This is a genomic window from Blattabacterium sp. (Blattella germanica) str. Bge (genome assembly GCF_000022605.2).
Classification (GTDB): Bacteria; Bacteroidota; Bacteroidia; order Flavobacteriales; family Blattabacteriaceae; genus Blattabacterium.
Genome location: NC_013454.1, coordinates 44,190 through 68,709 on the forward strand (window position 1 = coordinate 44,190; position 24,520 = coordinate 68,709).

Here is a 24,520-nt window from a genome sequence, read left to right on the forward strand (position 1 = left end):
AATCTATTTTTTTTCTCTGATTTCAGCTTTTAATTCTTTTTTTAAGAAAAATTCAATTTTTTTCATAGAATTATTGATAATTTTTTCAGTTAATGTTTCTTTTTGACTTTCAAAAAAGAAACTAATAGTATAGGATTTTTTTGATTGTGGTAAATTTTCGCTTTCATAAAAATCATATATTTTAATTTTTCTAATTATATGACTTTCTTTTTTCTTTATCAACTGATTTATTTTTTCAAAAGAAATAGTTTTATCGACTAATAAAGACAAATCTCTCCTAGAGGTAGGATATTTAGAAAATGGAATATAAGTTATTTTTTTTTGTTGAATAATGGAAATTAAATATTCCCAATCAATTTCTGCATAGAAAATTTCTTTTTTTCTTAAAATATTATTTTTGAACTTTCCCAGTTCAACTAGGTTTCTGTTATTGTATAATATAGAAATGCTATTCTCTAATAAAGGATGTTTAGAATATATTTGAGTATAATTGCAAATTCCGCTTTTTTGAAAAATTTGTTCCACAATTCCTTTTAAATAGAAAAAAGGTTTAAAGTCTATATATTTTTTTTCTATTTTCTGTAATATTGCGATTCCTAGATATGTTTTTTCTAAAAACTTATTATTCTGTTTATAATATATTTTTCCTATTTCAAAAAATTTTATATTAGAATTATCATAATTGATTTTTTTACAATTAAACTCTATGCAATCTATCATACCAAATAATAAACTGGAACGCATAAACTTATAATTTTGATTGATTGGATTAAGAATTTTAATTTCTTCTCTATTAAAAAAAGAATTGAATAAAGTGGAATATTGATTTTCATTTCTCATAGTGGAAGAAATAATTTCTTGAAATCCATAACAAACTAATTGTTCAAAAAGTATTTTTTGTATTTTATATTCTGTTTTATAACAAAAATTAGGAAGTGGAGATATTTTGATTTGATCGGAGATTTTAATTTTATTGATCCCATTAATACGCAATATTTCTTCTATTAAATCGATTTCTCTATTAACATCTATTCTATAAGGAGGAACTCCCACAAATAAATATTTGTCATTTTCAGCATGAATAACAATTTCTAGCAATGATAAAATCTTTTTTATTTTTTTTTTAGATATTTTTTTTCCCAGAATGTTTCTAATTTTTTGATATCTAAGATGAATCATTGAATAAGATATAGGACTAGGATAAATATCAGTAATATGGGAGTATGTTTTTATTTTTGTTATATTTTTTATAAGAAAAGCAGTTCTTTGCAAAGCATATACAGTTTGATTAGGGTCCGTTCCTCTTTCAAAAAGATATTGTGATTCTGTTTTTAGAAAGTGTTTTTTTCCAATTGATCGTATAAAAATAGGACTAAAATAAGCGCTACCTAAAAAAATATTTTTAGTATTTGCATGTATATCCGATTGAATACTATTGATTATTCCAGATAAAGACAATGGTTTGTTGATATCACAAATGATTAAATCATCTTCATCAAGTTTTCGTGTGATGCTATCTGAAGATTTCAGATATGTATTTTTTTCAGCATTTTTTATTATAATTTTTTTTCCTTCTATTTGATCCATATCAAAAACATGGATAGGTTGTCCTAATTCATACATTACAAAATTTATAACATCTGTTATGTTATTGATAGAGTTTATCCCTATAGATTTTAATCTAGAAACTAACCAATGTGGAGAAGGTTCTATTTTTATTTTATAAATTGACATTCCAGAATATCTGATACATTTTTTATTTTCTTGTACAAGAATTTGTATATGACTATTATGATGAGAAAAATTATCATTGATAATCGTAGGTTTAGATAAATTTACCGTATATCCTCTGAATTTTAATATAGCATACAAATCACGTGCTATTCCATAATGACTCATAGCATCTGTACGATTGGGAGTTACTTCTACATCTAAAATAGAATCCTCTACCTCATCAAATATTTTTTTGATAATACTTTTTACTGGTAATCCTATATCAGTCAAAATACAGGATAGGGTTTCCACATTTATATTAATAGATATATATTTTTTAGCCAATTGTATGATATTTTCATATTGTAGACATGATCAATATAGAAATCGATTCTTTCTTTTTTTTATTCTTATTAGAAAAGGGTCTTAAAATACCTATTTTATTCGAATGATATAGTTCAAAAGAAATAAAGTTTTCATTCAAAGAAGATAAAATTTCAATTAAAAATTTGGAGTTGAAACCCATTTGAATACTTTCTATTTTTCTTAAATCATCAAAAATAGGTTTACATTTTATTTTTGATCCAAAATTGTAATTATTGATAGCTTTTTGTTCAAAAATTTTCAATTTATTACGATTTAAGTGTAAATGAATGAAATTCTTTTTTTTTTTAGAAAAAATAGAAATTCTTCTGATGGTATTTAATAATAAAAGCCTATTGATAACAAATGATACGTCACAATTGTTATTAGGAATAACGGAATTGTAATTTGGATATTTTTGGTTAATCAATCTACATGAAAAAATATGATTTTGAAAATGAAATACTATATTAATTTTATTATTGTATTCAATGACTATATTGCTATTCTTTTCATTTTTTAAAATTTCTCTAATTATATCGAGAGATTTTTTTGGAATAGTAAATTCAATATATTTATCAAATTTTAGGTTTTTTATAGTATATTTTACCATACGAAAAGTGTCTGTCGCTACAAAATTTGCTTCATAAGGAGAAAATTGAAAAAAAACTCCATTCAATATTGGTTGAAATTTTTTGTCCCCAACAGCGAATAATGTTTGATTTAATATTTTTGAAAGAATGTTTGAAAATAAAGTTATTTTCATAGTGGATGATCTAAATATGGATTCTTTTTTTTTAAAAAAATTCATCGAATATTTATGAAAATATATAGGAATTTTATAAGATCCTTGTTCAGAAAAAATGTTTAGTGCTATTTTTTTTTTCTTAAAAAAAAGTGTTTCATTAGGAAATGTCGTCAAAACATCTATCATTAATTTAGTAGAAACCACTACTTTTTCTTTTGTATATTTTTTTACATTTACTTTTATATATGTGTTCACTATATTTTCCGAATCACATAGCACTATGATTTTTAGTTTGTTTTTTACAATTTCAAAAATAAAATATTCTGAATTTGAATTATTAGAATTTATAATTTGATATAAAGTATGTAATTTTTGTAATAGAGAATGACTAGAAACAAAGAAATACATATTTTTTGTGTATGAATAAATAGCGTGAGGGGGATTTGAACCCCCGACCTCTGGGTTATGAATCCAACGCTCTAACCAACTGAGCTATCACGCCTGATGTGATTATTTTTTTTATAAATTCTACAATAAAGTTAGTATATTTTTTATAGTATTTATAAAAATAAAAGAATTATGATTTTTGATTTAAGTGATTATAGAAAAAATTATCATAAAAATTCTTTATTAGAATCTGAAGTTCCAAAAGAACCTTTTCAATTATTTCATGATTGGTTTCAACAAGAAAAACTTTTTAATATTCATAAAAAAAATAATGAGGAAATCAATGCTATGTCTATTTCCACTATAGGAGAAGATGGAGTTCCAGAAACTAGAGTTGTTTTACTTAAAGAATATTCTGAAAAAGGATTTATTTTCTATACAAATTATTATAGTTTTAAAGGAAAATCTATTCAAAATAGACCAAGAGTATGTATTTCTTTTTATTGGAAAAATACAGAAAGACAAATTCTTATTAAAGGAATAACATCTAAAATAAAAAAAGAAAAATCTGATGAATACTTTCAAAAAAGACCTAAAGAAAATCAAATAGGGTGTTGGGCATCTAGACAAAGTTCAACTGTTTCATCTAAAGAATATTTATTAAAACAATATAAAAAATGGTATAATTTTTTTAAAAATAAAACAATCAAACGTCCTTTCGATTGGGGTGGATATATTGTGAAACCCTACAAAATGGAATTTTGGCAAGGTCAAACAAACAGACTTCATGATAGACTGGTTTACAGTTTAGAAAAAGAAAAAAAGTGGATCTTGTATAGATTGTCTCCATAAAAAAATAAGATAAAGTTTGTATACTAAACAAACTTTATCTTATTTTTGAGTTATTACAATTTTGTTAATTCTGCTCCTATTTTAAATTTAGCCACTTTTTTTCCTGGAATATGTATTTTTTTACCTGTTCTAGGATTTACTCCATTTCTAGGATGTCTTTCTACAACAGAAAAGGTTCCAAATCCTACGAGTGTGACCTTGTCTCCTTTTTTTAAAGATTCAATTACTGTTTCAATAAATGCATCCGTAACATTTTTAGCTTTTATTTTTGTTATTCCAGTTTTTTCAGCTATTGAATTAACCAATTCTGTTTTGTTCATGAATTTAAATTTAATTTTAATTAACTATAAAACAATCTTATAATTAACGATAGCAAATATAAAATATTTATTTATAAAGGATAAATAACTCAAACTTAAAAAAAAATATTGTTTCATCTAACAAAAAGATTTTTCCTTATTTTTATTCCATTAATTAAATTTTGAATGTTCATCTTTTTTTTTCCTTCTATTTGTCCTTCAATAATAGATATAAAACCTTCTTTTACAGATATTTGCATTTCAAATGATGAAGTAATGAATACAAATCCAATAGGAAAAAAATGTTTTTTTCGTATTTTTTTTACGGTAAAGATTTTGAATCTAACAAATTTATTTTTACTGAAAAATAACAAAGTCCATGCAGTAGGAAGAGGACTTAGTCCTCTTATTTTATTATAGATGGATTCAATAGAAGGTTCATCCCATTGTATCTTACAATCTAGAGTGGATATTTTTGGTGCATATTTTAAAGAATTCACATTTTTTTGATCAGTAGGTTCTATTTTATTTTTTATTATTCCTTCTAAAGTTTTTATGACCATAGATCCACTCATTTTTTTGAGTTTATTTTCTAATTCTCCAGCAGTTTCCTCTTTTTCTATTTCTATTTTTTTTGTAAAAGTATTTTTCCATAATCTATTTTTTTTTCTATGAAAAAAAGTTGTTAATCCAGTTTGATTTTCTCCATTAATAATGACCCAATTAATAGGAGCGGCACCCCTATATTGTGGAAGAAGTGAGGCATGTAAATTAAAAGACCCCATTTTAGGGAAATTCCATACTTTTTTAGGTAAAATTCTGAAAGAAACAACAATTTGAATGTCTGGATTCCATTTCTTAAGATTTCTTAAAAAAGAATTGTCAAGAAGATTGATAGGTTGTAAAAAAGGAATATCATTCTCCAATGCATATTTTTTTACAGGAGAAAACATTTTTTCCTTCTTTTTATGAAAAAAATTATCAGGGCTTGTAATGATTCCTACAATATTATATTGTTTTATATGTAATTCTTTTAAAGAAAAAAGTGAAAAATGTGTTGAACCTATGAATACAATTTTTGGAAACTTTTTCATATAATTTATTTGTAATTTAAATTCACTAATTTTATCTTGTGATTTTATGAAAAAGTTCATTGATTTTTGAAAATCAAATATATAAAAATATCATTTTCTTTGATTTTTTAATATTAAATATAGAAAATATCAATATATGTATTGGACTTTAGAATTAGCTTCTCATTTGGAAGATGCACCTTGGCCTGCAACAAAGGAAGAATTGATTGATTTTGCTATTCGTACTGGAGCCCCTTTAGAAGTCGTTGAAAATCTTCAACAATTAGAGAATGGAGAAGGAGAAATTTTTGAATCTATAGAAGATATCTGGGCAGATTATCCACGTGACGATGAAGATTTTTATTGGAACAGAGATGAATATGAACTTTAAATTATTTATTTTTTGATATGTATTTTGAATGAGTTTTATCAGGAAAATATTAAATAAATTATTAGTTAATAAAAATGAAAGGGACCTGAAAGAGGTTAGAAAGTTTTTGGTTAGAATCAAAGAAGAGGAAAAAAAAATCTCTTTATTATCTGATGATGGTTTGAGAAATAAAACTCATGATTTAAAAAAAATTATAAAAGATTCTACAAAAAAATTTGATAAAGAGGAAGAAAAGTTTTTAAAAAAAATACAAGAAAAATTTTGTTCTATTAGTGTGTTGCAAAAAATATACTCTATTATAGAAGATATTAGGGAAAAACGTTATCAAATAGAACAAAAAGAATTGATCCATCTTTTACCTCAAGCTTTTGCTTTGATTAAAGAAACGGCTAGACGTTTGAAAGAAAATAAAAAACTTGTAGTAAATTCTACTTTTTTTGATAAAGAATTATCTCAAACAAAATCTTATGTCCTTTTGAATGAAAATAAAGCCATTTGGAGAAATAAATGGGATGCATATGGGAAATCAATAGTTTGGGATATGGTTCATTATGATGTTCAATTAATGGGTGGAGTGGTGTTACATCAAGGAAAAATAGCAGAAATGGCAACAGGAGAGGGAAAAACTTTTGTTGCTACTTTATCTGCTTATTTAAATGCTTTATCCGGTAGAGGCGTACATATTGTTACAGTTAATAATTATTTGTCAAGAAGAGATACTGGATGGATGGCCCCTTTAATGGAATTTCATGGATTAAAGGTTGATTGCATTGATAATTATTCATCTTCTGATGTACAAAAACGTAAAAAGGCATATCAGGCGGATATTACTTATGGAACAAATAACGAATTTTGTTTTGATTATTTGAGAGATAATATGGCTTCTTCTAAAGAAGAATTAGTTCAAAGAGAATTAAACTATGCTATTATCGATGAAATCGATTCTGTATTGATCGATGAAGCACGTACTCCTTTAATTATATCCGGGCCTGTAGATCCTAAAAAAGATAATAAAAAAGAATTTGAATTATTTAAAGGGAAAGTAGAAAATCTTGTGAATAAACAAAATACCGTTGTTAATAATTTTTTGCAAGAAGCAAAAAATTTGATCAAAAATGGAGATAAAAAATTAGGTGGATTGAAATTATTCCAGGCCCATCGTGGGTTACCAAAGAAAAAGTCCTTAATCAAATTTCTGAGTGAAGATAATATTCGTTTTATTTTACAAAAAACTGAAAGTCTGTATTTACAAGATTATGGTAGGGAGATGTATAAAGTGGATAAAGATCTTTATTTTGTGATTGATGAAAAAAATAATACAGTAGAATTGACAGATAAAGGGATTGAATTTTTATCTAGAAATGTAGAAGATGTAGGATTTTTTGTATTACCAGATGTAAATGTAGAACTTGCTGATTTAGAGAGCAATAAATTATCTAAAGAAAAAGAAATAAAGGAAAAAGAAAAACTTTTAGTAAAAATTTTTACTATCAAATCACAAAGGATACATACTATTAATCAGCTTCTGAAAGCTTTTACTTTATTTGAAAGAGATGTGGATTATGTTGTTTTAGAAGGAAAAGTCAAAATAGTAGATGAACAAACTGGTCGGATTATGGAAGGTAGACGTTATTCTGATGGTTTACATCAAGCCATAGAAGCAAAAGAAAATGTAAAAATAGAATCTTCTAGTCAAACTTTTGCTACAATAACTTTACAAAATTACTTTAGAATGTATAGAAAGATATCTGGTATGACGGGAACAGCAGAAACAGAATCCGGAGAATTTTGGCATATTTATAAATTGGATGTAGTAGTGATCCCTACACATCAAATTGTACAAAGAAAAGATTTGCAGGATCTTGTTTTCAAAACAAAACGAGAAAAATATAATGCCATTATAGAAAAAATTATTCATTTATCTATACATGAAAAACGCCCAGTTCTTGTTGGGACTACCTCTGTTGAGGTTTCAGAATTTTTAAGTAGAGCATTAAAATTTAGAAAAATACCGCATAATGTTTTAAATGCAAAATTACATGATAAAGAAGCGGATATAATAGCAAAAGCAGGATTAGTTGGATCTGTAACGATAGCGACTAATATGGCAGGTCGTGGAACAGATATTAAACTATCTAAGGAGGTCATAAAAAATGGGGGATTATCCGTTTTAGGAACAGAAAGACATGATTCTAGAAGAGTGGATAATCAGTTAAGAGGTCGATCTGGACGTCAGGGGGATCCAGGAAGTTCTCAATTTTATGTATCATTAGAGGATGATTTAATTCGTTTGTTTATTGATTCAGAGAGACTTTCAAGACTTATGGACAGATTTGGTCATAAAGAAGGGGATATTATCCAACATCCTTTGTTAACAAAATCTATTGAAAAAGCACAAAAAAAAATAGAAGACAATAATTTTAGCATGCGAAAACGTTTGTTGGACTATGATGATGTTATAAATAAACAGAGAGAATTTATTTACAAAAAGCGTAAAAATGCATTATGTGAGAGCGAATTGAGTTTAGATATTTCTAATATGGTTTATATCTTATTAGATGTAATGATCTCAGTTAATAAATCTTTAAATGATTTTAAAAATTTAGAATATGAATTTATTCAAATTTTTGATATGAAATTTCCATTTCAGGAAAAAGAGTTCTTCTCTTATAAAGAACGTGTTTGTGTAAACAAACTTCATGATATTATCATAAATTTTTATGATAAAAAAAAGGAAAATATGATTCATAAAGATATAATGCCAATTATATCTAATATTATTGTGAATAATAAGGAATTTTATCAAATACAAGTTATTTTTACTGATGGAATACAAAATATAGTTTCTACATCAGATTTGAAGGAATTTTATAAAACCGAAGGTCGATCTTTGTTATCAATATTTGAAAAAAAGACTATATTATGTTTCATGGACGATAAATGGAAGGAACATTTGCGTGAAATGGACAGTTTGCGATATTCTGTGCAAAATGCAGTCTTTGAACAAAAAGATCCTCTAATCGTTTATAAACAAAATGCTTTTAATTTATTTCAAGAAAGAGTTTATGATATTAACAAAAAAATTGTTTCTTTTTTACTTAAATCTACCATAATGAGAGGTGATATTTTATGTATTCCAAAAAATAATATAAAAATGGATCTTTTAATGAGAAGTAAAAATAGAAAAAAATTGGGAAGAAATAATAGAATTAGTATTCGTCATTTAATTACAGGGGAAACAAAAAATATTAAATTTAAACAAGCAGAATTTTTTTTAGAACAGGGAGAGTGGGTAATAGAGGATGATTCTTTTTAGAATAATTAGAATAATATGTTAGAATAATATGATTGTATCAATCAAAAATAAAACGCATATTTTTCGTTATAATTTCATTTATTTTTTCTTGTTATATTGGAATCAGTTTATGGTCAATAAGAAAGAATTATGATTATATAGATTATATTCCATATAACACATTTGGTGTCGTTTTAGGCACTTCTAAATATTTACATGGAGGTGGTGTAAATGCTTATTTTAAGTATAGAATTGATGCAGCTTGTTCTCTTTTTCATCATAAAAAAATACGTTACATCATTGTAAGTGGAGATAATAGAGAAAAAAATTATAATGAACCAAAAATGATGAAAAAGGAATTAATAAAAAAAGGAATTCCTTCTCATTTTATATATGAAGATCTCTATGGAATTAATACTTTACATTCTGTTTTAAGGGTTTATAAAATTTTTAATCAAAAAAAATTTACAATTATATCTCAAAAATTTCACAATGAAAGAGCTATTTTTATTGGAAATTGTTTAGGATTAGATGTTATTGGTTTCAATGCTAAAAACCTTACTTTTGATAGTAAAATACAACTTAGAGAAGTTTTCGCTAGAGTTAAAGCTTTGTGGGATATTTTTTTGATATTTAAAAAATCAGGATAGATAAGATAAGTATTTTTTTAAAATTTCTGCATTTTTATACTTATGAGTATCTATTTCTAGAAGACTAGGCCTATCTGATTTTTTCCAAAAAAAAGATAAACTGTTTTTTAAAGTGTGTTGATTAGAAACCTTTTCGTATTTCCAATTGTACATTTCACATATTTTATCTGCAGAAAGAATATGTTTTGTTTCGAAAAAATTGAAAATTTTTTTAGGAAATTTGATTTTTGATATGAATCTGAAAATGTTTCCTCCTCCATTATTAATAAGTATTATACGAAAATTATTTGGAATATAATTGTTCCATAAAGCATTACTGTCATAAAAAAAACTTATGTCTCCAATGATTAATGTGACTCCTTTTTTGCTACTGACTGCAGAACCTATAGCAGTTGAAACACATCCGTCTATTCCTGAGGTTCCACGATTACAATAAGATTGAACAGTACTATTTTTTTTATGAAAAAGTTCATAATATCTTATTATCATACTATTTCCTAATTGGAGAATGGAATTATTAGGAATAGCTTTGAATACAAAAAAAGAACTTTTAAATCTGAAAAACTTTTTCTTTTTTAAAAATAATTTATGTTTTTTGATTCTTTTTTTTCTTAATTTTTCCCACTTATATCTGTAATCCGAAACAGATAGATTGGAATTATGAAAAATTTTAAAAAAGGATTCCAAAGTCATAGACCAATAAGTCGTTAATTTATAATAAGTATCTGGATAATTTTTATAATTTTCTCCTATATGCCAATGATAAATTGGAGGATATTTTCTCAAAAAAAATTTAATTTTTTTGGATATAATATTAACTCCAATAGTTAATAGAATATGAGGTTTCAAATTTATCCACTCTTTAACAGTCATATTAAAAATAAGTTGATCTATGTTTGAAAAAAATAATTTTCCGTATACATGAGATGTTGTTTCTGTCAAAATAATAACAGATGGATCTAAACTTAATTTTCTCAAAATCTTTTCCATGTTTTTTTCTGGATAATGCAATCCTAATAAAATCATTTTTTTTTTATATTTTTTCCACAGATATTGTTCTTTTTTATAATATTTAAATGTTTTTTGAATACAATAATTTTTTATAGGTAGAGTTTTTATGATTTTAGGTTTGACTTGTAATTGATTTGTTGTTTGATAGAGAGGTTCTGAAAAAGGAATATTAATATGTATAGGTTTATTTTTTAAAATGCATTTGTTTATAGATTCATTAATCAATTTTTCATTGTACCATATCCCTAATTTAGATTCATTTTCTGTTAATTGAACAGATGTTTCTACATGTTTTTGAAAAATGTTTTCCTGATGAATTGATTGCCCCTCAAAAATCCCTATCATTTCTTTAGGACGATCTGCAGTTACCAAAATCAGTGGTATATTTTGATAAAAAGCTTCTGTTACTGCAGGATAATAGTTGACTACTGCAGATCCAGAAGTACAACTAAGGACTACGGGTTTTCTGATTTGTTGTGCGATTCCTAATGCAAAAAAACCAGCACAACGTTCATCTACAATACTGTAAGTTTTAAAATTTTTATATTGTGCAAAATGGATAATGATAGGAGCATTTCTAGATCCTGGAGATATAATAATATGAAATATGGTATTTTTTTTTAAAATTTCACCTAAACTTTGTACAATTTTTTTATTTGAATACATTTTCAAATGATGATTTAAATTAATCCTCCATTTACATTTAATACAGAACCGGTAATATAATTAGATAAATCTGAAGCAAGAAATAAGGTGCAATTAGCTATGTCTTGAGGACTACCTGGTCTTCTTAATGGAATGTTTTTTATCCAGTTTTCTTTGATTTTAGATATAAAATGAGAATTCATTTTTGTAGCAATATAACCAGGAGCTATAGCATTGCAACGAATATTTTTTTTTCCTAACTCTCTAGCTATTGATTTAGTGAATCCAATAATTCCTGCTTTAGATGCTGCATAATTAGATTGCCCAATATTTCCTGTTAATCCTATAACAGAACTCATATTAATAATACTTCCTTTTTTTTGTTTCATCATAGGATAAATGGCAGACTTAGTCAAATTGAAAACAGAATAAAGATTAGTTTTGATCACGTAATCCCAATCATTTTTAGATGTTTTCAATAAAAAATTATCTTTTATAACACCAGCGTTATTTACTAATATATCTATGTTTCCGTATTTTTTTATAACTTTTTCTACTAAATCTTCTGAAGAATTCAAATCTGAAAGATCAATTTGATATGTTTCTACCGAATTTTTAAGTTCTAAAACCAATTTTTGAGCTTCCTTGATTGAGGAAAAAAATGTAAAAATAACATGAGCTCCATGTTGTACAAAAGTTTTTACTATAGATTTTCCTATATCTCCTGAACCTCCTGTAACTATAGCTATTTTTCCATTTAATAATTTCATATAATAATCTGGTTGTTTTTTTTGATTCGATTTATTAATTGAAAGACCAAATTTAGTTGATCTTCTATGCTTAGATACGTGTTATCTATTTCTAGAGAGTCTATGGATTTTTTTAGCGGAGAAATTTTTCTGGAAGTATCCAGAATATCTCTATGAATAATATTTTTTTTGACTTCCTCATAAGAAACTTTTTCTCCTTTTTTTTGAAGATCTAGGTATCTTCTAAAAGAACGAACTTCTATAGATCCTTTCATAAATATTTTTAACTCCGATTTAGGAAAAACTGAATAACCAATATCTCTTCCATCCATAACAATTCCTTTTTCTTCTCCAAAATTTTTTTGTATAATAGTTAATTTTTCACGAATTTCAGGGATTTGTGCTATTAAACTTACTTTTTTTGTAACTTTCAATGATCGAATCTCAGATTGTATATTTTCTTCATTTAAAAAAATATCTGTTTTATTAAGTTTGTTGTTCCATATAAATTTAAAATGAACATCTCTCAAAACAGGCATAAAATTTCGTATATTCCATAAATCGCTATCAAAAATTCTATTTCTAATAGCTAATAAAGTAATTCCTCTATACATAGCCCCGGTGTCTATATATTTATATTTTAGTATATTAGATATTTTTTTTGCTAAAGTACTTTTTCCAGATGAAGAATACCCATCTATAGCTATAATAATTTTATGGTTCTGGTTCATATAGTTAATTCATATTTATATGATAGTAATTTATAGTAAAGTTTAACAGCTAAAAAATCTGTGGAGGATTCTTTTTCGTCGGGTAAAAGTTCAACAATATCAAAACCTATGATTTTCTTTTTTTGAAAAACTTTTTTGAAAAATCTTAAAGTTGTATACCAATCCAATCCTCCAGGTTCTGGAGTTCCAGTAGAAGGAGTTATACTTGGATCAAAAACGTCTATATCTATACTAATAAATACATTTTTTGATAGTTTTTGAATAGCTTTTTTCATCCATAGATCGTTTTTATAAATTTCATGCATATAAAAAACGTTTCCTTTTTGAAGGAATTTTTTTTCAAGTATATCCATGCTACGAATACCTATTTGTATTAAAGGATATTTTCTAGATGCTTCATACATGGAACATGCATGATTGTACGGATTTCCTTTATATACAGGACGTAAATCTATATGTGCATCCATGTGAAGAATACTTAAATTTGGATATTTTTCTCCAAAAGCTCTAATGCTTCCTATTGATATAGAATGATCTCCTCCTATAAGGGTTACAAATTTTTCTTTGAAAAGGTACTTTTTTGTAGTATTGTATACTTTTTGAACCATTTTTTTAGAGGATATTGAATGATTTACAATGGGAGATACAAGAAAAATTCCTTTTTTATATACTTCTGAATCGGTTTCAATATCATACAACTCCATATGTTTTGCTGCAGATAAAAATGCTTTAGGTCCTTTTCGAGAACCTTTTTTCCATGTTTGAGTAGAATCATATGGAACAGGAATCAGTACAATTTTAGATGTTTCAAGTGTAGCATATTTTTCAGATATTCCTGCAAAAGTTTTTTTTTTATAATGTTTTTTCAATAACCTAATATTTTTAATATTTCCTCAGGTCTCTGTGATTTACGAAATATTCTATATACCAAATTATTTTTTTCGTCATGATTGATCAACACATGAATAGGTTGTGGTATTAAACAATGATGGACCCCTCCATATCCACTAATTGTATCTTGATAAGCTCCAGTATTGAAAAAACCGATATAAAGTGGAGTTTTTTTACGAAAACAAGGAAGATATATAGCGTTCATGTGTTGTTCTGAATTATAATAATCATCACTATCACACGTTAATCCTCCTAAAAAAACTCTTTCGTAACAATCATTCCAACGATTGATAGCCATCATAATGAATCTTCTACTGATAGCCCAAGTATCAGGAAGTGTCGTCATAAAAGAACTATCTATCATATTCCATTTTTCTCTATCATTCTGACGTTTTTGACTAAGTATTTTATATAAAATTCCTCCACTTTCTCCTACTGTATAGGCTCCAAATTCTGTATATATATGAGGGTCTGAAACATTCTCTTCTTGACAAAATTTCTTTATTTGATAAACGATTTCATTTGCCATATATTCATAATCATAATTGAAAGACATAGATGTTTTTATCGGAAAACCACCTCCTATATTCAGAATATCCAATTCTGGTGCTATTTTTTTTAATCCAGCATAAATATGCAAACATTTAAAAAGCTCATTCCAATAATAAGCAGTATCTTTTATTCCTGTATTTATGAAAAAATGCAACATTTTTAATTCCACTTTTGGATTGTTTTTTATTTTGTTTAAATAAAAAACAATAATATCCTTGTATCCGATTCCTAATCGAGAAGTATAAAATTCAAATTTTGGTTCTTCTTCAGAAGCTATGCGTATACCTAATTTAAAAGGAAAATTGATAGTTAAATTCAGTTTTTCTAATTCATCGGAATTATCTAATATAGGAATTGTATTATAAAAACCGGAATTGATTAATTCCGATATATTTTCAATATAATTTTTTGTTTTAAATCCATTACATATAACTTCAATGTTTTTATTCGTTTTACCTTTTTGATAAAGATTTTTGACAATTTCTATGTCATAAGCATATGAAGTTTCAATGCTGATGTTATTTTTTAAAGCTTCTTCTAATACAAAAGAAAAATGAGAACTTTTTGTGCAATAACAGTAAGTATATTTGTTATTATATTGATTGGAATAAATAGCTTTTTCAAACCATTTTCTAGCTTTTTTTATATTTTGAGATATTTTTGGTAAATATGTAAATTGTAATGGAGTACCATATTTTTGAATCAGATCCATCAATGGAATTCCATGAAACTCTAATAAGTTGTTTTTAATAGAAAACTCCTCAGTAGGAAAATCAAAAGTTTGATCTATGAGATCAGCATAACGAATTTTCATGAAAATCGAATATAAATAAAATAGTTAAATTAAATTTGATTTTCTTTGTTTTTTTTATACATTAAGAATTTTTTTAAAAAAGTATCTATTTCTCCATCCATTACTGATTGAATTTGTGTAGTTTGATAACCTGTTCTTAAATCTTTTACTAATTTGTAAGGATGCATGATGTAATTTCGAATTTGAGAACCCCATTCTATCTTCTTTTTTTCGGATTTTATTTTTTCTTTTTTTTCATTTTTTTTAATCATTTCTATCTCAAATAATCTAGATTTCAAAAGAAGTAAAGCTTTTTGTCTGTTTTGCATTTGTGAACGAGACTCTGTATTTTCTATTGTAATTCCTGTTGGATGATGACGTAGTCTAACTCCTGTTTCAACTTTATTGACATTTTGTCCTCCTGCTCCACTTGATCTAAAAGTTTCCCATTGAATATCAGAAGTTTTAATATCTATATCTATATTGTCATTTATCATAGGATAAACATAAACAGAAGAAAAAGAAGTGTGACGTTTTGAATTACTATCAAATGGAGATATACGTATTAATCTATGGACCCCATTTTCTCCTTTTAAATATCCAAAAGCATAAATTCCATCTATTTCTAGAGTAACAGATTTTATGCCAGTAATATCTCCAGATATAAAATTAATTTTTTTAACGGAAAAATTGTGTTTTTCAGCCCACATGAAATACATTCTCATTAACATGGAAGTCCAATCACAACTTTCAGTTCCTCCTGCTCCGGAAGAAATTTGTAAAATAGCGTTCAAAGAATCTTCTTTTTCTGATAGTAAATTTTTGAATTCTATATTTGAAAGTAATTTCATAGTTTTATGAAATTGGATCTCTAATTCTTTTTCTAAATTTTCTTCTTTAGAAAAAGAAAATATTATTTCTAATTCTTCCAAAGCGTTTTTCAATTTCATGAAATCTTTTATGCTTGTTTTCATTTCATGGAGAGATCTGATAGAATCTTTGGATTTTTTATAATCTTTCCAAAAATTAGGATTCAATATTTGGTTTTGTTCTTTATCAAGAATAGCTTTGATTTGATCTATTTTCAGAACATCATGCATCCTATGAATTTTTTCTGAAATAGATTGAATTTCTTCTTTTTTTATCATATGTACGAAAATAAATATTTTTCAAAAACTATGCTTTTTTTTATATTACATAATTTTCAAAGAAGCAAACTTAACTGAAACAAAACACATTTATGAATTCGAATAAGTTTACTATAAAATCTCAAGAGATAATACAGGAAGCCCAACATATTGCACTAAAAAACAATCAACAGTCTATTGAAACTGCACATATTTTGAAATCCATTTTAAAGATGGAGGAAAATATAATACCTTTTCTTTTGAAAAAATTAAAAGTAACTCCTCAATCCATAAAGGCTGGATTAGATCGTGTTATTTCTTCTTATCCAAAAATAATAAGTGGATCTTTTACTCAACATTTGAGTTCTCATGTAACAAAAATGTTAAATATAGCAGAAAATTATGCTCAAACGTTAAAAGATGAATTTATTTCTGTAGAGCATATTTTTTATGGAATTTTTATGATTTCAGATAAAACTTCTCAATTGTTAAAAGATCAAGGAGTTACAGAAAAAAATATTAAAGAAATTATTGAAAGTATCAGAAAAATAAGTGGAAATGTGATTTCTTCTACAGTAGAAAATACTTATAATGCTTTGGATAAATATGCAAAAAATCTTAATGCATGGGCTTCAAAAGGAAAATTGGATCCCGTTATTGGACGTGATGAAGAAATTCGTAGAGTTCTACAAATATTATCTAGAAGAACAAAAAATAATCCAATTTTAATTGGGGAACCAGGAGTAGGAAAAACCGCTATTGCTGAAGGATTAGCACATCGTATTATTAGTGGAGATATTCCTGATAATTTAAAAAATAAGAAAGTTTTTTCTTTAGATATGGCTTCTTTGATTGCAGGAGCAAAATATAAAGGAGAATTTGAAGAACGTCTGAAAGCTGTCGTAAAAGAAGTTACCTATTCAGATGGAGAAATTATTTTATTTATTGATGAGATTCATACTTTGGTGGGGGCAGGAGGTGGAGAAGGAGCTATGGATGCCGCAAATATTTTAAAACCAGCATTAGCGAGAGGAGAGCTTAGGGCAATAGGCGCTACTACTTTAAATGAATATCAAAAATATTTTAGAATAGATAAAGCTTTAGAAAGAAGATTTCAACAAGTGTATGTAAATGAACCTTCTGTATCTGACGCTATATCGATATTGCGTGGAATTAAAGAAAAATATGAGAGTCATCATAAAGTGAGAATTAAAGATGAGTCTATTATATCAGCTGTTGAGTTATCGAGACGTTATATTAATGAACGATTTTTGCCTGATAAAGCTATAGATCTTATTGATGAAGCGGCTTCAAAGTTAAGAATGGAAATTAATTCAAAACCAGAAGAATTAGATGTATTGCATAGAAAAATTATGCATATGGAAATACAAATTGAAGCTTTGAAAAGAGAAAATGATGAAAAACAGTTGATTCCTTTAAAAAAGGAATTGTTAAAATTAAATGAAAAAAAAATTCAATTACAAGCTCAATGGCAAAATGAAAAAGATTTAGTTGAAGGAATACAAAAAGCTAAGGATAAAATAGAAAATTATAAATTTGAAGCTGAACAAGCGGAAAGATCAGGAGACTATGGAAAAGTAGCAGAATTAAGATATGGAAAAATAAAAGAAGAAGAAAATAAAGTAAAATATTTTGAAAATGAATTAAAAAAACAGGAAAATAAGGGAAAAAAAATGATCCAAGAAGAAGTATCTAGAGAAGATATTGCTCAAGTTGTATCTAAATGGACTGGGATCCCAATTACTAAAATGTTGCAAAGCGAGAGAGAAAAATTATTATTTTTGGAGAAAGAATTACATAGAAGAGTCATTGGACAAAATGATGCAATTCAGTCTGTAGCAGATGCAATACGGCGTTCAAGAGCTGGATTGCAAGATGAAAAAAGACCTATAGGATCTTTTCTTTTTATGGGAAGTACCGGAGTAGGAAAAACAGAACTTGCTAAAACCTTAGCAGAATATTTTATTGATGACGAAAACAACATGGTTCGCATAGATATGAGTGAATATCAAGAACGTCATTCTGTAAGCCGACTTATAGGAGCTCCTCCTGGATATATAGGTTATGATGAGAGTGGACAATTAACAGAAGCTATACGAAGACGTCCTTATAGTGTTATTTTATTAGATGAAATAGAAAAAGCACATTCAGACATTTTGAATATTCTTTTACAGGTTTTAGATGATGGAAGATTAACAGATAATAAAGGAAGAACAGTCAATTTTACAAATACTATTATTATTATGACTTCTAATATAGGAGCGGACATTATTCAGGATAATTTAGATCAAGAAATTTCTTATACTTATAATAGAATGGAAGCTACAAAAAAAGCTTTAATAGATTTGTTAAGAAATATTGTAAAACCTGAATTTATTAATCGGATTGATGAAATTATTCTGTTTAAACCTCTTTCTAGAAAAGAAATTAGAGATATTGTGAAGTTGCAAATGAAAAAATTAGGAGATTTATTATTAAATAAGAAAAATATTCATATAGAATCTACTCATGAAGCTATAGAATATTTATCAGAAAAAGGATATGATTCTCATTTTGGAGCTAGACCTTTAAAAAGAGTTATTCAACATGACATTTTAAATAATCTTTCCAAAGAAATACTTGGAGGAAAAGTACAGGAAAATCATAAAATATTGATAGATTTTTTTAAAGAACAAGGAATTGTATTTCGTCAATCAGAAAAGTTAGAAAATGTCAATATTCATTCAGAATAAATGATAATGATAAAAAATAGTGATTCACAAATCTGGTTTTGTTAATATTATAGGATTTCCCAATACTGGGAAATCTACCTTAATGAATTCTTTAGTAGGAGAAAAGCTATCTATAACAACATATAAACCACAAACTACTCGTCATAGAATATTGGGAATTATTAATGAATCTAATTTTCAGATCATATTTTCTGATACTCCAGGAATAATCGATCCTGTTTACCCTATGCAAAAAATTATGATGCAGTATGTAGAAAAAGCATTAGAAGATGCAGATATTATTTTGTTCCTAACAGAAATTGGAAAACTAGAAAATATACCAATATTCAATGAAATTAAAAAAACAAATGTTCCTATTATTATATTAATAAATAAAATAGATCAAATAGGAATAAAATATAGAGAATACGTATTATATGATGCAATTAATCATTGGCATAAATTATTTCCTAATTCAGAAATATTACCAATATCTGCATTAAAAAAAATGAATCAAGATCTTTTGATGAATAAAATTATAGACTTATTATCTGAACATCCACCTTACTATTCTAAAGAATTTTTAAGCAACAGATCTAAACGTTTTTTTGTCAATGAAATAATTAGAGAAAAATATTTTTTTATACAAAAAGAAATTCCTTATTCTGTAGAAATAAATACAATACTTTTTAAAAAAGAAAAAACTTTCATATATATATTATCTTATATATATGTGGAACGAAATTCTCAAAAAGGAATTTTAATTGGTAAAAGAGGAGATAGTCTTAAAAAATTGAAGTTTTTTTCTATTAAAAGTATAGAATCTTTTTTGAGAACAAAGATTAAATTAAATCTTTACGTGAAAGTTTCTCCATATTGGCGATATGACTATAAAAAATTAAAATTTTTTGGATACTGAATTCATTATTCATTCAATTTTTATCATGAAAAATTCTTTTTTACCAAATTGTAGTAGAATATATTTTTTTTCTATAATGTTCTTTTTTTTAAGCAAAATATTTTCTTTTGTTAGAATTTTATTTAAATAAATTGAATTTGCTTTTATCGCACGATTTGCTTTACTTTTTGAATCAAAAAAAACCACTTTTTTTTAAAAGATCTAATAAAAAATTCCTTTTTGAAATTCTTCAAAAGAAAGAATCATGTGTGGAATATGATTGTATATGGAAATCAGAGTTTCTTCATTTAATAATTGTAAAGTTTCATTTTTATTATGAAATAATACATTTGTGATTTTCATGATTTCTTCTGAAATTAAATTTCCATGAACCCATTTTGTCATTTCATAAGCTAGTTTTTTTTGCAAAAATCTTTGACTTGGATTTTTCTTGTGTTGAATAATTAATTGATCTATTTTTTCCTTAGAAAGAAAAGTATATATTTTGACATATTTTTCAATTTCAAAATCAGAAATATTTATCCAGAATTGATAGAATTTGTATGGAGTCGTTTTACTTTTATCTAACCATATATTTTCTTCTTTTTCACTTTTTCCAAATTTGATTCCATTAGGTTTTGTTATTAAAGGAAAAGTAAATCCATATACTTTTTTACCTGTTTTTTTTCTTATTAATTCTATACCTGTTGTGATATTCCCCCATTGATCAGATCCACCTATTTGTAATAGACAATTTCTCATTTGATTTAAATATAAAAAATCGTATCCTTGTATAAGTGAATAAGAAAATTCAGTGAAAGAAATTCCGTTTTTTTTATCATTAATTCTTTTTTTTACAGAATCTTTAGAAATCATATGATTCACGGTAAAATATTTTCCAATATCACGAATAAATTCTAAAAAAGAAACATTTTGAATCCAATCCAAATTATTTAATAATTCTGTTTCTTCTGAATGAACTTTAAGAAGTTTTAAAATTTGATTTTTTATAGATTCCGTATTTTTTTGCAAAATTTCTTTATCCAGTAAAATTCTACTATTTTCTTTTCCAGAAGGGTCGCCGATAAAACCTGTAGCTCCACCAATCAGTACTAAGGATTTGTGTCCCATTTTTTGAAAATGAATGAGAATAATAAGAGGGAGCAAACTTCCTAAATGAAGAGAATCAGATGTTGGATCAAATCCTATATACATTGTGATAGGTTTTTTTAATTGATTTTCTATCCCAGGAACTTTATTTTTTATTAAACCTCTCCATGAGAGTTCTTCAATGATATTTTTTTGCATGTAGTATCTGTATCTAAATAATAGTTAAATAAATGAGAAAAAAGATCATAGGATATAATTTTTACACTTTCTTTTTTAGTTTAATACATATTATTTTAAGCATTCTTTTTTTTAGAAAAGATTTTCTTTTCATATTAAAAACATATATTTTTTTGTTGCCTTTTAGTAGTTTTTTGTTTTTTATTTGTTTGTTTGCAAGTATAAATAAATCTAAAAGAACTACATGTATTTATGTATTATGTGGTATAATTAAGTTGTTTTTTGGTATTTTCATTTTTATTATTTTAATGATTGAATATGATGATTTTTCTAATTTTTTTTTATTAAGAATTTTTTGTAATTTTGTTTTATCATATTTTATGATACTCTTTTTTAGAACTCTATTTTTATCAACATAAGTGTTTTATTTATTTTTTAGATATTTTTCTTGTATAATGATTTCCACGGATTTATTTTCTATTTTAGAATTCAGCCAAGAAATAATGTCTAAATAAAGGAAAGTTCTCTTTTCATAAGGATGATCATAATATTTAATTAATTTATCTCTTAATTTTTTAAACTGACCTTTGATTTGATGTGGATACACATTTCCCAGGTTCTTAAAAAAATGAATAATTTTTTTTTGCACGATATACCAATCATCCATTTGAATAAAAAATCTGTATGCGGACTGAATCTTTTGATCCATATTTTCATCTAATCCACTTTCGTAACAAGCAATTAAATGTAGGAGTCTGGCAAAACATTGTAAATCTTGTCGTAAATTTTTTTTCTTATTTTCCATGATTTTTGACAAATACCGAATGGTATTTTCATTGTCCCCGCTTCCAAAATACAAACAAGCGATTTTGTAATAAAGAACCATAATGTAATGAGAATCTAAACGATTGTAGATTTTTTTGAAATCCATAAATAATGATGGAAGAATTTTTTTAACCCCTTCTGAAAAACTTCCTTCCATGTAATGTTTGTTAATACGATTAGTATATGTATACATAAAAATTAATATTTTGGTGTTTCCATTTACAAGAATTTCTCCATTTTTAACTTCCTTTTCAAATTGTTTTAATACATCAGTAAACTTTGAGTAATGATTCAAATAAAATAAGGTATCTAATAAATAATGATATCCTTTTAAGTAACTAACAGGAGCTATTTTTTTTGCTTTTATATGATTTTGAAATAATTCCACCCATTTATAAGATGATCTATAGCACATGATAAAATCTTGTCGAATGTAATGATACCATACTTGAGCCTGATATAAAAACAATTTTTCATAAAAACTAAGTTTCTCAATATCAAATTTTGGAAGATTTGTACGAAAATATGTTTCTATAAATATTTTGTCTTTTTCATTTCTTACATATCCTACTTTTAAATACAAACCATACAATTCCAGAGAAAGATTAGATAAAGCATTGTTACATTGAATTTTTTCAATCAATTCTTTAGATTCTGCTGATAATTCTCCAGATCTAGAATAAAGACTTCTAGTTATATGTTGAGATTCTATCATTTTTTCAAATTCAACTAATTCTAAAAGAATCGTATTATATTCATAACATCTGGCAATAATTTTTGCTTTTCCTAATAATTTTAAGCTTTGTATGTATAAACCTTTATTGTATAAAATCTGAGCAAAATTTAAATATTCACGTATTTGTATATCATGATTTTTTTCAGTGTGTAGTAACTTAAGACTAATCAAAATTTGTTGATATAAATGAGCCTTTACATTAGACAATTGCATTTTGCTTATAGGAGTGTTTTTTAATATTTTTTTTTCATCATAAGAATTTATTTTTCTCATAACTTCAAAAAGTTTCATAAACTTAGCACATTTATTTCGTTTTGTTCTACTGGCATAAAGTTTAAAATTTCTTTTTTCTGATTTTGATAAAGTTTGAATTAATAAAAGAAGATGATCTGATTTATTGTAGTTAGACATTGTAATTGTATAATAATATTTGGTTTGATAAATAGAAAAATAGAAAATAATTCTGACAATTAGATATTGTAAGTATTAAAATAATTTGTTTCTATTTTCTTTTTGGAAAAAATAGTTTTGATATTATCAAATAATCTAATGATATGGAAAAAAAAAGAATACAAATTTTTGATACAACTTTGCGAGATGGAGAACAGGTACCTGGGTGCAAATTAAATACTAAAGAAAAAATAAAAATAGCTAAAAGATTAGAAGCTTTAGGAGTCGATGTAATTGAAGCTGGATTTCCTACCTCAAGTCCAGGAGATTATCAATCTGTTCAAGAAATCTGTAAATCCGTTTCAAAAACTGTGGTTTGTGCGTTATCCAGAGCTGTAGAAAAAGATATAGAGATAGCCGGAAAAGCCTTACAACATGCTAAAAGACCAAGAATTCATACAGGGATAGGAACATCTAATTGTCATATTCGTTATAAATTCAATAGTACTCCGGATCAAATTATAGAAAGAGCTATTCATGCTGTAAAATATGCAAAGAAGTTTGTAGAAGATGTTGAATTTTATGCAGAGGATGCAGGCCGTACAGAAAATGAATTTTTAGCAAAAGTTTGTGAAAATGTGATAAAGTATGGAGCTACTGTTATTAACATTCCTGATACAACAGGATATTGTCTCCCAGAAGAATATGGAGATAAAATTAACTTTTTAAAAGAAAATGTTAAAGGAATTCATAAAATAACGTTGTCTACTCATTGTCATAATGATTTGGGATTGGCTACAGCAAATTCTTTGTCTGGGATAATAAATGGAGCACAACAAGTGGAATGTACAATTAATGGGATTGGAGAAAGAGCTGGTAATACTTCTTTGGAAGAAATAGTTATGATTATTAAACAAAATTCTCATTTGAATTTGTTTACTAATATAAATACAAAACTTATTTCTTCTATAAGCCATTTAGTGTCTGAATGCACAGGAATGAGTGTACAAGCTAATAAAGCTATTGTAGGAGTCAATGCATTTTCTCATTCATCAGGAATTCATCAAGATGGAGTGATAAAAAGAAGAGAAACTTATGAAAGTATTAATCCAGAAGATGTTGGAATAGATCAGTCTTCAATTATTCTAACAGCTAGAAGTGGAAGAGCTGCTTTAGCTTATCGTTATAAAAAATTGGGTTATTTTTTAAGCAAAAAATCTTTAGATTTGATTTATTCTATTTTTTTAAAATATGCTGATGAAAAAAAAGAAATTACTGATAGGGAATTAAAAACGATATTGGAAAAAGCGAATTCGAACATGAATAACAAGATATTGCATACCAATGCTAGTACTAGTAACAGAAGAATAAATGTAGTGTAA

At 25.9% G+C, this 24,520-nt stretch carries 18 protein-coding genes, 1 tRNA gene and 1 pseudogene; 7 read left to right on the plus strand and 13 right to left on the minus strand.

The genetic code is table 11. The features are described from left to right. Nucleotides 1-3 precede the first annotated feature (3 nt). The 3 genes from pheT to BLBBGE_RS00240 form a co-directional block, all read right to left on the minus strand. Nucleotides 4-2,058, minus strand: coding sequence for a phenylalanine--tRNA ligase subunit beta (pheT, locus tag BLBBGE_RS00230; protein WP_012840596.1), 2,055 nt, complete (start codon nt 2,056-2,058; stop codon nt 4-6). 13 nt (nt 2,059-2,071) lie between these two features. Then, on the minus strand, nt 2,072-3,232 hold the full coding sequence (dnaN, locus tag BLBBGE_RS00235; RefSeq protein ID WP_012840597.1) for a DNA polymerase III subunit beta: 1,161 nt from the start codon (nt 3,230-3,232) through the stop codon (nt 2,072-2,074). Between the two features lie 20 nt (nt 3,233-3,252). Further along, nucleotides 3,253-3,326: transfer RNA gene (locus tag BLBBGE_RS00240), tRNA-Met, on the minus strand. A 77-nt stretch (nt 3,327-3,403) separates the two neighbouring features. Here BLBBGE_RS00240 and pdxH point away from each other — a divergent pair. Then, nucleotides 3,404-4,063 carry a pyridoxamine 5'-phosphate oxidase gene (gene pdxH / locus BLBBGE_RS00245; RefSeq protein WP_012840598.1) on the plus strand — a complete coding sequence of 220 codons (660 nt, stop codon included), beginning with the start codon at nt 3,404-3,406 and terminating at the stop codon, nt 4,061-4,063. A 53-nt stretch (nt 4,064-4,116) separates the two neighbouring features. Here the strand turns inward: pdxH and BLBBGE_RS00250 are convergent, their stop codons facing one another. Both BLBBGE_RS00250 and BLBBGE_RS00255 read right to left on the minus strand, forming a co-directional pair. Beyond that, on the minus strand, nt 4,117-4,383 hold the full coding sequence (locus BLBBGE_RS00250; protein WP_012840599.1) for an HU family DNA-binding protein: 267 nt from the start codon (nt 4,381-4,383) through the stop codon (nt 4,117-4,119). A gap of 113 nt (nt 4,384-4,496) precedes the next feature. Next, nucleotides 4,497-5,456 (minus strand): methionyl-tRNA formyltransferase, encoded by a 960-nt coding sequence (locus BLBBGE_RS00255; RefSeq protein ID WP_012840600.1) that lies wholly within the window; start codon nt 5,454-5,456, stop codon nt 4,497-4,499. A 136-nt stretch (nt 5,457-5,592) separates the two neighbouring features. Between BLBBGE_RS00255 and BLBBGE_RS00260 the strand changes: the two genes are divergently transcribed. Genes BLBBGE_RS00260 through BLBBGE_RS00270 form a run of 3 tightly spaced genes read left to right on the plus strand, consistent with a single transcriptional unit; the run spans nt 5,593 to nt 9,771 of the window. Next, the gene (locus BLBBGE_RS00260) at nt 5,593-5,826 is read left to right on the plus strand and encodes a DUF2795 domain-containing protein (protein WP_012840601.1); all 234 of its coding nucleotides are present in this window, start codon (nt 5,593-5,595) and stop codon (nt 5,824-5,826) included. Between the two features lie 28 nt (nt 5,827-5,854). After that, entirely contained in the window at nt 5,855-9,142 is a 3,288-nt protein-coding gene (secA, locus tag BLBBGE_RS00265; protein WP_012840602.1) for a preprotein translocase subunit SecA, read from the plus strand. 32 nt (nt 9,143-9,174) lie between these two features. Beyond that, complete coding sequence (locus BLBBGE_RS00270) at nt 9,175-9,771, plus strand: ElyC/SanA/YdcF family protein (protein WP_012840603.1); 597 nt, start codon at nt 9,175-9,177, stop codon at nt 9,769-9,771. On the opposite strand, the gene menD is transcribed toward BLBBGE_RS00270, so the two are convergent. Genes menD through prfB form a run of 6 tightly spaced genes read right to left on the minus strand, consistent with a single transcriptional unit; the run spans nt 9,763 to nt 16,291 of the window. Continuing rightward, nucleotides 9,763-11,448, minus strand: coding sequence for a 2-succinyl-5-enolpyruvyl-6-hydroxy-3-cyclohexene-1-carboxylic-acid synthase (menD, locus tag BLBBGE_RS00275; RefSeq protein ID WP_012840604.1), 1,686 nt, complete (start codon nt 11,446-11,448; stop codon nt 9,763-9,765). The genes BLBBGE_RS00270 and menD overlap by 9 nt on opposite strands. Nucleotides 11,449-11,462: 14 nt before the next feature. Further along, nucleotides 11,463-12,197 carry a 3-oxoacyl-[acyl-carrier-protein] reductase gene (gene fabG, locus BLBBGE_RS00280; RefSeq protein WP_012840605.1) on the minus strand — a complete coding sequence of 245 codons (735 nt, stop codon included), beginning with the start codon at nt 12,195-12,197 and terminating at the stop codon, nt 11,463-11,465. Then, nucleotides 12,194-12,907 carry a (d)CMP kinase gene (cmk, locus tag BLBBGE_RS00285; RefSeq protein ID WP_012840606.1) on the minus strand — a complete coding sequence of 238 codons (714 nt, stop codon included), beginning with the start codon at nt 12,905-12,907 and terminating at the stop codon, nt 12,194-12,196. Before cmk ends, fabG begins: the two co-directional genes overlap by 4 nt. After that, nucleotides 12,904-13,776, minus strand: a complete 873-nt coding sequence (gene speB, locus BLBBGE_RS00290) for an agmatinase (protein ID WP_012840607.1) — start codon at nt 13,774-13,776, stop codon at nt 12,904-12,906. The genes cmk and speB overlap by 4 nt, the downstream gene beginning before the upstream one ends. Further along, the gene (locus BLBBGE_RS00295; RefSeq protein WP_012840608.1) at nt 13,773-15,164 is read right to left on the minus strand and encodes a decarboxylase; all 1,392 of its coding nucleotides are present in this window, start codon (nt 15,162-15,164) and stop codon (nt 13,773-13,775) included. Before BLBBGE_RS00295 ends, speB begins: the two co-directional genes overlap by 4 nt. 29 nt (nt 15,165-15,193) lie before the next feature. After that, entirely contained in the window at nt 15,194-16,291 is a 1,098-nt protein-coding gene (prfB, locus tag BLBBGE_RS00300; protein WP_012840609.1) for a peptide chain release factor 2, read from the minus strand. Between the two features lie 92 nt (nt 16,292-16,383). Between prfB and clpB the strand changes: the two genes are divergently transcribed. Both clpB and era read left to right on the plus strand, forming a co-directional pair. After that, nucleotides 16,384-19,023 carry an ATP-dependent chaperone ClpB gene (clpB, locus tag BLBBGE_RS00305; RefSeq protein WP_012840610.1) on the plus strand — a complete coding sequence of 880 codons (2,640 nt, stop codon included), beginning with the start codon at nt 16,384-16,386 and terminating at the stop codon, nt 19,021-19,023. A 19-nt stretch (nt 19,024-19,042) separates the two neighbouring features. Further along, nucleotides 19,043-19,921, plus strand: a complete 879-nt coding sequence (era, locus tag BLBBGE_RS00310; protein ID WP_012840611.1) for a GTPase Era — start codon at nt 19,043-19,045, stop codon at nt 19,919-19,921. A gap of 9 nt (nt 19,922-19,930) precedes the next feature. On the opposite strand, the pseudogene tyrS reads toward era, so the two are convergent. Next, nucleotides 19,931-21,208, minus strand: a pseudogene (gene tyrS, locus BLBBGE_RS00315) (tyrosine--tRNA ligase). A gap of 403 nt (nt 21,209-21,611) precedes the next feature. Beyond that, entirely contained in the window at nt 21,612-23,159 is a 1,548-nt protein-coding gene (locus tag BLBBGE_RS00325) for a hypothetical protein (protein WP_012840614.1), read from the minus strand. A gap of 143 nt (nt 23,160-23,302) precedes the next feature. On the opposite strand from BLBBGE_RS00325, the gene BLBBGE_RS00330 reads away from it, so the two are divergent. Further along, entirely contained in the window at nt 23,303-24,520 is a 1,218-nt protein-coding gene (locus tag BLBBGE_RS00330; RefSeq protein ID WP_012840615.1) for a 2-isopropylmalate synthase, read from the plus strand.